Origin of the sequence: Propionigenium maris DSM 9537 (assembly GCF_027925155.1) — a bacterium.
In the GTDB taxonomy this organism is placed as follows: Bacteria; Fusobacteriota; Fusobacteriia; order Fusobacteriales; family Fusobacteriaceae; genus Propionigenium; species Propionigenium maris.
This window is the reverse complement of sequence record NZ_BSDY01000047.1, coordinates 1-10,252: the sequence shown is the minus strand read 5'-3', so window position 1 is coordinate 10,252 and position 10,252 is coordinate 1. Positions and strand designations below refer to the sequence as shown.

General features: G+C 39.2%; 9 protein-coding genes. 5 read left to right on the top strand and 4 right to left on the bottom strand.

What is annotated here, in order from left to right:
* Positions 1 to 244: 244 nt before the first annotated feature.
* The 3 genes from QMG11_RS19700 (at position 245) to QMG11_RS19690 (ending at position 4,540) form a co-directional block, all read left to right on the top strand.
* Positions 245 to 2,572, top strand: coding sequence for a YadA C-terminal domain-containing protein (locus QMG11_RS19700; protein WP_281838114.1), 2,328 nt, complete (start codon positions 245 to 247; stop codon positions 2,570 to 2,572).
* A 68-nt stretch (positions 2,573 to 2,640) separates the two neighbouring features.
* Entirely contained in the window at positions 2,641 to 2,967 is a 327-nt protein-coding gene (locus tag QMG11_RS19695) for a YdcF family protein (RefSeq protein ID WP_281838112.1), read from the top strand.
* A 190-nt stretch (positions 2,968 to 3,157) separates the two neighbouring features.
* The gene (locus QMG11_RS19690) at positions 3,158 to 4,540 is read left to right on the top strand and encodes a 4Fe-4S binding protein (RefSeq protein ID WP_281838107.1); all 1,383 of its coding nucleotides are present in this window, start codon (positions 3,158 to 3,160) and stop codon (positions 4,538 to 4,540) included.
* 128 nt (positions 4,541 to 4,668) lie between these two features.
* Here the strand turns inward: QMG11_RS19690 and QMG11_RS19685 are convergent, their stop codons facing one another.
* Positions 4,669 to 6,069, bottom strand: coding sequence for a rhodanese-like domain-containing protein (locus QMG11_RS19685; RefSeq protein WP_281838106.1), 1,401 nt, complete (start codon positions 6,067 to 6,069; stop codon positions 4,669 to 4,671).
* A 563-nt stretch (positions 6,070 to 6,632) separates the two neighbouring features.
* On the opposite strand from QMG11_RS19685, the gene QMG11_RS19680 reads away from it, so the two are divergent.
* Complete coding sequence (locus tag QMG11_RS19680) at positions 6,633 to 7,025, top strand: PPC domain-containing DNA-binding protein (protein ID WP_281838103.1); 393 nt, start codon at positions 6,633 to 6,635, stop codon at positions 7,023 to 7,025.
* A 35-nt stretch (positions 7,026 to 7,060) separates the two neighbouring features.
* Here QMG11_RS19680 and QMG11_RS19675 read toward each other — a convergent pair whose 3' ends face one another.
* The 3 genes from QMG11_RS19675 to QMG11_RS19665 all read right to left on the bottom strand — a co-directional run bounded on the left by QMG11_RS19675 (position 7,061) and on the right by QMG11_RS19665 (position 9,431).
* Positions 7,061 to 7,564 (bottom strand): mechanosensitive ion channel domain-containing protein, encoded by a 504-nt coding sequence (locus QMG11_RS19675; RefSeq protein WP_281838101.1) that lies wholly within the window; start codon positions 7,562 to 7,564, stop codon positions 7,061 to 7,063.
* Between the two features lie 115 nt (positions 7,565 to 7,679).
* A complete protein-coding gene (ctlX, locus tag QMG11_RS19670) occupies positions 7,680 to 8,618 on the bottom strand; it encodes a citrulline utilization hydrolase CtlX (RefSeq protein WP_281838099.1) in 939 nt (312 codons plus the stop codon).
* Between the two features lie 135 nt (positions 8,619 to 8,753).
* Positions 8,754 to 9,431 (bottom strand): TetR/AcrR family transcriptional regulator, encoded by a 678-nt coding sequence (locus tag QMG11_RS19665; protein ID WP_281838097.1) that lies wholly within the window; start codon positions 9,429 to 9,431, stop codon positions 8,754 to 8,756.
* Positions 9,432 to 9,669: 238 nt separating this feature from the next.
* On the opposite strand from QMG11_RS19665, the gene QMG11_RS19660 reads away from it, so the two are divergent.
* Positions 9,670 to 10,252 (top strand): glycine/sarcosine/betaine reductase component B subunit (locus QMG11_RS19660; RefSeq protein WP_281838095.1); only part of this gene is annotated, 583 nt, incomplete at its 3' end.

Genomic DNA, 10,252 nt, shown 5'->3' with positions numbered 1-10,252 from the left:
ATTGATAATCATAGAGTTAGAGGGCTAAGCAGGAAGTTTTTTAATGTTAGTTTAAAGATATTATTATTTACAATAGAAAAGGCCATTGCAATATTGAAAATTATACAATACTTTTGCAACAGCCTATGCATTTAAGATTAAAAAGTCTTATAGGCAAAAGATACTAGTAGATAGTTTTACTAGTACAAAAAATTGAATTAATTTTATCTTGGTGGAGAAGTTAATTAGAAAAAGGAGAGATATTATGAGAATAAGAGAGAGGCTATTGATTGGAGCATTATTATTAGCAGGGGCTATGACAGGAGAGGCTGCTTATGGAAAGGGGATACCACATGAAAATGATGAAAGGATTACAGCATTAGAAAAACAGATCGGTAGAATAACAAGCAATGTAGATTCTAAAAAGGTAGAAAGTAACACTAGAGGCCTTAATAAATTATCAAAGGAATCAGCAAGTAAGGATAAAGAGCTTGAAGGAAAAATTGACAAACTTGATAAAAAAGTTAGAGATAATGAGAAAGGGATAAAAGACCTTAATGACAAATTAAGTACAGCTGGGAGTGTTACTCATGATCATAGGGATATATATACTAAAATAGATATAAATAAGGCTAATTCTGATGACAGTTTTTCAGATGTATATTCAAGACTGGATGGTCATGATACAGAAATAGATAATCTTAAAGATAGATTAGCAAATGGATTAAAAGAGAAAGATAGTATTATAGAGGGCAACTCTGAATCCATTACAAATATAAATACAACGCTTGCAAAGTATAAAATAACAATAGATAAAAATTCTTCAAATGGAGATAAGATTTCCGATAATGGAGAGGCTATCTCTAAAAATAAAGGAAGATTAGACGATCATGAGAAAAAAATAGAAAGAAATACAGGTACCATAAAAGACTACAAAAATCTTATCGATAAAAATACTAAGGAAATTGAAAAGAATAATCACGCAAACACGATTCAGGATGGGAAGATTTTAACTGTAAATAACCTTGCAGAAGCTAATAAAGTATCAACAAGAGAAAATAAAAGTTTAATAGAAACAAATGCAGGATCAATAGAAGAACATAGCGGTTTAATAATTAAACATACAAGAGAAATTAAGGATATAAAGGAAGATGTAAAAAATAAATATGAAAAAACAATTGGAGTTATAGATTCTAATACTGCGAGAACAGAAATCAATGCAAAAGGAATAAAAGATAATCATGACTATACTTCAAGTGTAGCTACAGTTGCTGCCAAAAATGAAGTTAAAATTGGCGTACATTCATCAACGATATCAAAGAATAGTTCTTCAATAGCAACTAATAACGATATGATTGTTAATAATACTGATAAGATATCTCGTGTAAATGGGAAAGTGATAGGTAATGCTGCTGAAATAGAGGTTATTAAAGATGAATCTAAAATAACAAATTCTAAAATATCTGACGTTAACATGAAAGTTGCTGATAATAAAGTATCGATAGAGGTTCTAAAGGATTACTCAGAAGTAAACAGAGAAGGCCTTAAGGAGGCACATGAGTCTGTAAAAGGAAATGAGTCTAAGATTATTGGTAATAGGAAGGATATATCTAATAATTCAAGGAGCCTAAATGACCTTAAAGATTATTCAGAGACAAATAGAGAAGGTCTTATGGAAACTTGGAATGTAGCTAAATCTAACGAAAACAAAATTGATGGTCACAGTTCAGCAATCTCTAAAAATGGAGAAGCAATAACAGCTAATAATGAATTGGTTGCAGATAATAAAGATAAAATATCAAGAGTAAATGGCAAGGTTATAGAAAACTCAGCTGAAATATCTATGATAAATGATGAGTTAGATGTACATAAAGTGGAATCTGCTAGAAGAGATGAGATTATAAGTAAATCAGTTGTTAAACTTGAAGAAGCAGATAAAAAATTAAAGGCAACAGATGAAGAACTTAAGGAAAAAGACGCAAAGATTGAAAAGAATATAGCAACTTTACATGAGCATGATGAGGCAGTATATGAGAGCGTAAACACGAGAAGTAGAAGTGGATCTGGAGAAGTTAAGGTTGTAAAAGCAGACAGAAACAGAGAGATGATAAAAGCTCTACAGAGGTATACAGTTGCAAAATCAGACGATACAGATACAAAGATATCTAAGAATTCAGATAATATAGATAAAAATAGTAGGAAGATAGATAAGAATACTGGAGATATAAATATAAATAAAACTAATATAAGAAATAACAGCACTAGAATCGATAACAACAGAAGTGAAATCGCCAATAATTCAAGAAGAATCGATAGAGTAGAGAGCAAGGTTAATAGCCTCGAAAATGAAATGAACAGAGGATTTGCTTCATCTGCTGCAATGGCTTCAATAGTATATCCAGAAATGAAGTCCGGAAGAGTCGGAGTAGGAGCTGGCCTTGGTGGATATGGAAATTCTCAGGCGGTGGCAGTTGGAGTAGCTGTACAGCCTACAGAAAATTTCAGAGTAAACGCAAATGTTGCAACTTCAGATGGATCGGAAACTATGTATGGAGCAGGATTCGGGTACTCATTCGACGTTTTTGGTGGTTAGTTGAATAACTCATTACGGCCTTACTTTAGGCCGGAGTAACCGAGGCATATCTCATGAAGAAGTGACTTGTGGAGAAGGGAATCTCCCCTGAAAAGGTCCACATGGATGACCAGGCCAAGGATACCTTTGAAAATGCTACCTACTCCTCTATGAGACTGAAGGAGATAGGCGCTGAGAATGTAACCTTAATTACCAGCGCCAGCCATATCAGAAGGGGGCTTTCAGTGTTTAAGGAAGCAACTTTAAATGAGGGTATGGATTTAGAGTTTACCAACCTGGTTTATCTGGACTACGATTCTGTAGAGGAAGCACAAAAGGTTTCCCAGAGTGAGCACCTGGTTGTATACAGGGACCTTATGAGGACATCTGGGATCTGGGCTTATCCAGGTATCTAGAGATAGAGGATAGAAATAATATCAGTGAAGAGAGAGCGGGGATAACCCCGGTCTTTTTTTTAAGTGCTGGTATATGGTGAGAAAGTGTGTGATTTTGAAGAGGAATTCCACAGAGGTGTCACAATACTGTCACATGGAGGAGGTAGATTTTCTTGAAAGGGTATGAAAATTTTATGATCGGAGGTAGAGAATGCTTGCTAAAACAAGAAATATCAGATGGGCGGTTCAAATGGGGGTGCTGTTATTTGTAACGGTAATAGGGATCTTACACCAGAGGATAGGTGGAGGGATAGATGGAGTGGCTTCGGTACATGCCCTGTGTCCCTTTGGTGCCCTGGAAAGCTTCTACTCCCTTGTAACTAAGGGGGAGTTTATCAAAAAGGTATTTTATTCCAATATCGTCTTTGCAGTGGGAAGTACGGTTTTAACCCTTATTTTTGGAAGGATTTTCTGCGGATGGATATGTGCTCTGGGAACCCTTCAGGATCTCTTTGGAAGGCTGGGGATGAAGATCTTTAAGAGAAGGTACACTATTTCCAGGGAGTGGGATGGTTCCCTGAGGTATATGAAGTATGTAGTTCTTCTTGGGATAATATATTTTACATGGAGAACAGGGCAGCTGGTAATAAACTCTATGGATCCATTTGTTGCCTACAGCCACATTGCAGCGGGGATGGAGGAGCTGCTGAAAGAGTATGCAGTGGGATTTGGAATATTGGTGGCTATGCTCTTGAGCTCAGTCTTCTATGAGAGGTTGTTCTGCAGGTACCTTTGTCCCCTGGGAGCTTACTACTCCATAGTTGGAAGGTTTTCTTTTTTTAAGATCAAGAGGAAAAAGAGTTCATGTGTAGATTGTAAAATGTGTGACAGGAGCTGTCCTGCGGCTCTGGATATATCTTCCAGTGAAAGGGCGGACACCAAGGGAGAGTGTCTAAGCTGCATGAAGTGTGTTGAGGCATGTCCCACTGTGCAAAACTCTCTGGAGGCAAGTGTTGCAGGGAAGGGGATGAGCGGCAGAAGGGCAGGAGTAGCAGGAGTAGGCTTATTCCTTGGAATAATTCTGGTAACTAAGATAACGGGGATCTATCAAAGTGGCCCTAATACTTTAGAGGGAGTTTTAAGGGGAAATCCCGACAATATCAGGGGATGGATGAGTATAGAGGAGGTAGCAGAGGGGTTTGATGTACCATTGGAGAGGCTGTATCTTGAGCTTGGAACCACTATGGAGAAGCTCCCCCCTGAAACTACCATAAAAAACAGTGAGAAAGTTCTTGAAGCTGCCGGGATTGAGTTTGATCACGATCAGATAGGTGAGGTTGTAGCTGCTCTTACATCTAAGGAGGTGGAGAAGGTAGTGGAAGGTAGGTTAAAGGAGAGCGCAACATTAAGGGGAAGGATGACCCTGGCTGAGGTTTCTGATTATACTGGTCTAAGCTTCCAAGAGATAGTCGAGATACTGGAGATACCGGGGGAAGTATATCCAGAGGATACCCTCAAGGAGGTAGCAGGCGAGCAGGGAGTAGAGGTATCTGAGATGAGGGAGAGGCTGAATAGAGGAATGTCCTTCAAGTAGAGGGTAGTAAAGTATGAAGGAGGATTAACTTTCTCTTGAAGGTTTAGATAGTTTAAATAAAAGTTTTACTTCAGCTATCTGAAGCTGATATTAGATAAAAAAAGCAGGGGAATTCCCCTGCTTTTTTATTAAAACATTGCCACTGGAACTTCTGGAGCATCCTCTGGAACTCCCAAAGGTTTTCGTGGAGCATCCTTCATATGCCACTCATACCATCCCCCATCGTAGACATGAATATTCTCCCATCCCATGGAAAGGGCATAGAAGTAGGTCTCGCTGGCTCTCCATCCAGTACCACAGTGGAAAGCCACCTCTCTTTCAGGGGTAATCCCCCATCTGTTCCATCTCTCCTCTATAACCTTGTAGTTAAACATAGTATTGTCCACATTTCTGTAATCCTGCATATGGTAGGGATCGGAACCGGCATAACCAAATCTGGCTTCGGCAATATCCCCCTTGTCATCTATATAGGTATAACCTGTAACCTCTCCTATATACTCCTTCCAGCTTCTGATGGAAGCTACCACACTGTTAGTTGACTTCATTATCCTCATCTCATCCTCAAAATCAATTAAGACCTCAGGGTTCACCGGTATCTGTGCTCCGAAATCCTTAGCTGGCTTAGGAGAAGCATAACCCTGAACAAAGGGGTAGTTTTCAGTCTCCAGCCTCTTACTTCCTCCGTTGAGGATTCTTATATCCTCTACCCCAGCATACTTCATCACTGCTGCACACCTGTTTGCTGCCAGAAGGTTGGGACCGTAGAGGATAACCATTGTATCCTTAGTTATTCCAAGGCTTAAAAGGGTCTCTTCGATCTTTTTGTCGGAGGGCCTGTTCCAGAACTTGGACTTTACCTCAAGGGGAATATTCCTATACTTGAGGAAGTTTCTTTCACCTCTCAGGTGGTTCAGGGAATCATCTATGTGGATTGACCCTGGGATCTGTCCTGCAGGTTTTTGTCTGTAACTTACCTCTAAAATAATAAAGGGCCTTCCATCGTAGTTTGCCACCTTCTTCCCTGCTCTCAGGTCATCGATCCACTGGGGATATACATAGATCTCATAGTTTTTAAGTTTTTCCATGGGCAGTTTTTTGTCTGCAGCCCACTTCTTGATACCTCCCTCTAGTACAGCAACATCTTCATATCCAAGGGAGGTGAGCCTCTGGATTATCCTATCATCCACACCTCCATATCTGGTGTAGAGGATGAGGGTCTTGTCGCTATGGATTCCTCTTCTCTGAAGCTCCTTTGAGAGTTCCTTATCCCTCTCTATAAGGGAAAACCAGCTTTCAGGGAAATCCACGGCTCCCTTAATATGCCCCTCCCTTTGAATATCTATGGGCCAACCTATATACTCGTCAACTGTTCTAAGGTCTACAAAGATATAGTTACTGTTGTCTATGAGCTCTTTAGCCTCTTCCTGGGAGATTGTTCTTCTCTCCCTGCTTTCTATACTTTTATTACCGCTGCAGGCAGTTAATAAGAGGGCAATTAAAAGTGTTAGGTATAAAGTCAGTTTTTTCATTTAAATCTTTCTCCTTCTCTTTTATTTAGTGTTGGTAGTAATCTTTACACCCCTTGGGTGCAGCTGCAGTAAACTAAGGGGACCTCTTCATCTCTTACCTCCTCTATAGATCCTGTGAACTTCAGGGGAAGGAAGGCCTCCATGAGTTCACCAAAAAAGAACCTCCTGAAAATTAAGAAGTTTCATCTATGATATAGTTTTTTAGCTGAAAAAAAGAATAAACCTAAGAGGATTAAATAGAGACTTAAATAGGTGTGGAGATGAGTTTCCACAAAAAAGAAGGAGAAAGAAGCACTTATCTATCTGAGATTTCTTTTTACACTATTTATCTTTAATTAACCCGTCACTTCCTCCAGAAGTTAAGTTTAGGTATCAAAGTCAGTATTTTTTCATATAAACCACCTTTATGTATTTAAAATCCAACAGAATATTACTATATATAAATTTAAAAATCAAACGAATGTTTAAAATTGATTTGTTTAGGGGAATAATAGATGGACAGGTAGAGTTGAAATAGGGTATATTTTTATGAAGATAAACCAAGAAGAGGAGAGAAGAAGAGTATGAAAATATATGCCAGAAGACTGACAAAGGGAATGGATCTTAAAGAAGAGATAGAGAGGATAGCTTCCTCTGAGAATGTAGGGGCAGGGGTAGTGCTGTCCTCTGTGGGGTGTGTGAGCCTGGGGAGGTTCAGGCTAGCTGACGGAGAAAGTATAAAGGTAATGGATGAGGATCTTGAGATACTCAGTCTCAATGGTACTCTCTCCAAGGAGGGGCTCCACCTGCATGTAAGCTATGGTGATATAGAGGGAAGGGCCTGGGGAGGGCACCTGACAGAGGGGAATATTATCAATACCACCTGTGAGCTGGTTATAGGTATACTTTCAGAGGAAAGGTTTACCAGGAAGCCTGATGAGAGTACAGGTTACGATGAATTAGTCATTGAAAAATAAAAAAAGGGGCGAGTAAGCGCCTCTTTTTTATTGAGCTATTGCTTCAAGATAGTTATAGACTGGTGGAGCATCATATTGTTTGGGTAGAGGACTATCTCATTCTCTGTATTGATAATCTCCACATAGAAGAGCTTCATCTCATGGACCCTTCCCTCTATTGTATTGTCGCCGCTTCCAAGTCTGATCCTGTCCCCGTGCTTCAGGTCGTAGCTGAAGAAAAGGATTATTCCAGAAGAGATATTGCTCAGGTTTGACCATGAAGCAAAGCAGGCAGTACCAATGATGGTAAAGGTAGTGGCCACAATAAGGAAAAATTCCTTTAACTGGACTCCCCAGATGAGGAGGAAGACGGAAAAGATAGATATCCCCATAAAGAAGGTCATAAACCTTTTTGCTCTCATGATCCTTTCAAGGGAGAGAGAATTTCTCCTTCCAAAACTTTCAATACCCCTGTAGAGGGCCTTTCTGATAACCAAAAATATAACAAATAATAGTATACTCCAAGCTAGGTTTTCTAGATGGAAGTTAAGTTCATTCATAGTTCACCTCAAATTTTTAAATCAAAATAGAATCTTATAAAAATAATTCTATGTATTATAGCAAAAAAATAATATGAAGTCTCCTAAAAATGAATATAAATATTAAATGGAAATCTTAAAATACTTCAGCCATCATACACCTGACACTTCCTCCTCCATATCTTTCAATAGTTCCTATATCTATGGATAGGATCTCAGTCCTCTCCTCTATAAGCTTGATCTGATAAGGGGTTAAAATCTCTAAAGCACTTCTAGACATAACAAGGTAGCTATTCCCTGCTGAACTCCTAACCTGAAGAGCATTTCCAGCAAAGGATTCCACCTGCTCCTCAGTAATATCTATGACCACCCTGCCGTCTCCTTTTAGTTCATCCAGAACCTTCTTTCTCTGAAGAGGATCATCTATTGCCTGGGAACAGATGATGGCAAAATCCTCCCCCAGTGCCATGAGTACATTGGTATGGTAGATGGGAAGTCTCTTCCCCTGGGCCCACTGATAAGCTGAAAAGGCTACAGGGGTATATCCAAAATCCTCACAAAACTTATTTAAAAGGGGAAGGGAGGCTCGGGGAGAAAGGGCACAGTAAGCTTTCCTGTTGATCCTATCCAGCACCATACTCCCAGTCCCCTCCAAGTAGATATTCTTATCTTCATAGGGGGAGTAGTCTATTATCTTGCGGATATCTACCCCCTCCCCCTTCAAGGTATCAAGGATATCCTTCCTTCTTTCCAGTCTTCTGTTTTCAGCAAACATGGAGTATAGAGCTACTATACCTTCCCTGTGGAAGGAGATCCAGTTGTTTGGAAAGATGGAATCGGGGGTGGCAGGCTCTGGAGTGTCCTCTACTACAATCACTCTAATCCCCTTCTCCTTTAGGGTATCTACAAATCTATTAAATTCCCTGATGGCCCCTTCGCAGATGAGGGCACCCTCTCCAGGAGAGGGTGCTTTTTGATAGTAGTTGTTTACAGCAGTCTGGGGATTGTAGCCAAAGCTCACTGGTTTGACCATAAGGATAGTGTCGGTGATCTGAGAATGGTTATCTATCTTCATAAAAGCTCTCCTTTTAATAAAGTTATTCAGAGGAGAAATAAAAAAATCCTCCCTCAATTACTTTAATACAACAGTATTATTTAGTAATCAAGAAAAGGACTTAATAGTTGTAAAAACTACTACGGTTAATGGATCTTAATCCTCATTTTTTAGTATAAATGGGTTTATACAGTGCTTTATATACCTTATGGCTCTCCTCTCTAGAATCCTTCTTTCCCACTCCTCTTTGGCGTTGGTAGCTTCCTCTAAAAGCCCCTTATAGATGAGGATCTGCATATTATTTATTGTATTTATATGGCTCTTTGAGATGAAACCATTTCTAGCCATACCTATGAGAAGGATCCTATTTCTTTCATGGAGATCCAGCTTCAGGATCATCCTGTGAAACTTTACAAAGGATTTATTGATCTCCTCTGGATAGATCTCATAGAACTCCTTGATCTCATAGAAGTTTTCAAAGTCCCTTCTACTGAAATCCACCTTTGAAAAAAACACAGCCTGATAGATCTTAGGCTGCTTAAAGGAACACTTACAGAAAAAATCCCATATCAATTGGAACTTCTCCAGCTCATTTTTAGCATTTTTCGTATACTCCTCTAAACCACTTACATAATCCTTTAAAAACTTTATACATGCCAGAAGGATGAGATGATCTAAGTTCTGGAAGTAGCTATAGAGGGTTGCACTGTTGTATCCGGTAATTGCAGCAACCTTTCTGATGCTTACTCCCTCGACCCCCTCCTCCTCTATAAGTTTTGTAGCAGCATCTATAAATAATCGTTTATTTTTTAACTTTCGTTCTTTTCTTTTCATGTATGAGTCCCCCACAAATTGTTCTACTTGATAATTATATAATAATAATTAAAAAAACTGAAATTTTTTTCAAGCTCCCAGTAAGCCGAATGTGTACCGGTTCCAATAAAACCTCATTTTCTAATCATGATTAAAAAATATTCTAATCGCGATTGACAATGTGAAAAAAAGATTGTAATAAAGTATTGAATAAAATAATCACGATTGAAAAGTAAAGATAAGAATATAGGAGGGGAAGATGAAGCTGGAATTAGGTAATTTCCATGTAAAGGATGTTAGGTTTGGAGATACTACCCACTATGCAGAGGGTATCCTTACAATCAACAAGGAGGAAGCTATTGCACACGTAATGGAGGATGAGCACATCACCCATGCAGACATCGTTATTGCAAGACCTGGTGAGGAGAAGAGAATAGTTCCTGTTAAGGAAGCTATGGAGCCAAGATGCAGAGTAAACGGTAAAGCAGTATTTCCCGGGGTAACTGGAGAGGTAGCTTCTTGCGGTGACGGAAGAACTCACGCTCTTAAGAACACTTCAGTACTAGCTGTAGGAAAGCACTGGGGAAGTTTCGGAGACGGACTTATCGATATGAGCGGAGAGGGAGCAAACTACTCATACTTCTCTCAGCTAATCAATATCTGTCTTGTAGCTGATACAGATGAGGAGTTTGAAAGACATGAGCAGCAGAAGAAAAACAAGGCGCTAAGATGGGGAGCTATGAGACTTTCCGAGTACCTTGGAAACGCAGTAAAGGATATGGAGCCTGAGACTATGGAAACATATGAGCTTGAGCCTGTATCTAAAAAAGCAGACGATGTAG

Bases quoted from the DNA above. Each gene is read 5' to 3' on its own strand.
- QMG11_RS19700 (WP_281838114.1), top strand. From the start codon at position 245: ATGAGAATAAGAGAGAGGCTATTGATTGGAGCATTATTATTAGCAGGG.
- QMG11_RS19685 (WP_281838106.1), bottom strand. From the start codon at position 6,069: ATGAAAAAACTGACTTTATACCTAACACTTTTAATTGCCCTCTTATTA.
- QMG11_RS19665 (WP_281838097.1), bottom strand. From the start codon at position 9,431: ATGAAAAGAAAAGAACGAAAGTTAAAAAATAAACGATTATTTATAGAT.
- QMG11_RS19675 (WP_281838101.1), bottom strand. From the start codon at position 7,564: ATGAATGAACTTAACTTCCATCTAGAAAACCTAGCTTGGAGTATACTA.
- QMG11_RS19680 (WP_281838103.1), top strand. From the start codon at position 6,633: ATGAAAATATATGCCAGAAGACTGACAAAGGGAATGGATCTTAAAGAA.
- QMG11_RS19690 (WP_281838107.1), top strand. From the start codon at position 3,158: ATGCTTGCTAAAACAAGAAATATCAGATGGGCGGTTCAAATGGGGGTG.
- ctlX (WP_281838099.1), bottom strand. From the start codon at position 8,618: ATGAAGATAGATAACCATTCTCAGATCACCGACACTATCCTTATGGTC.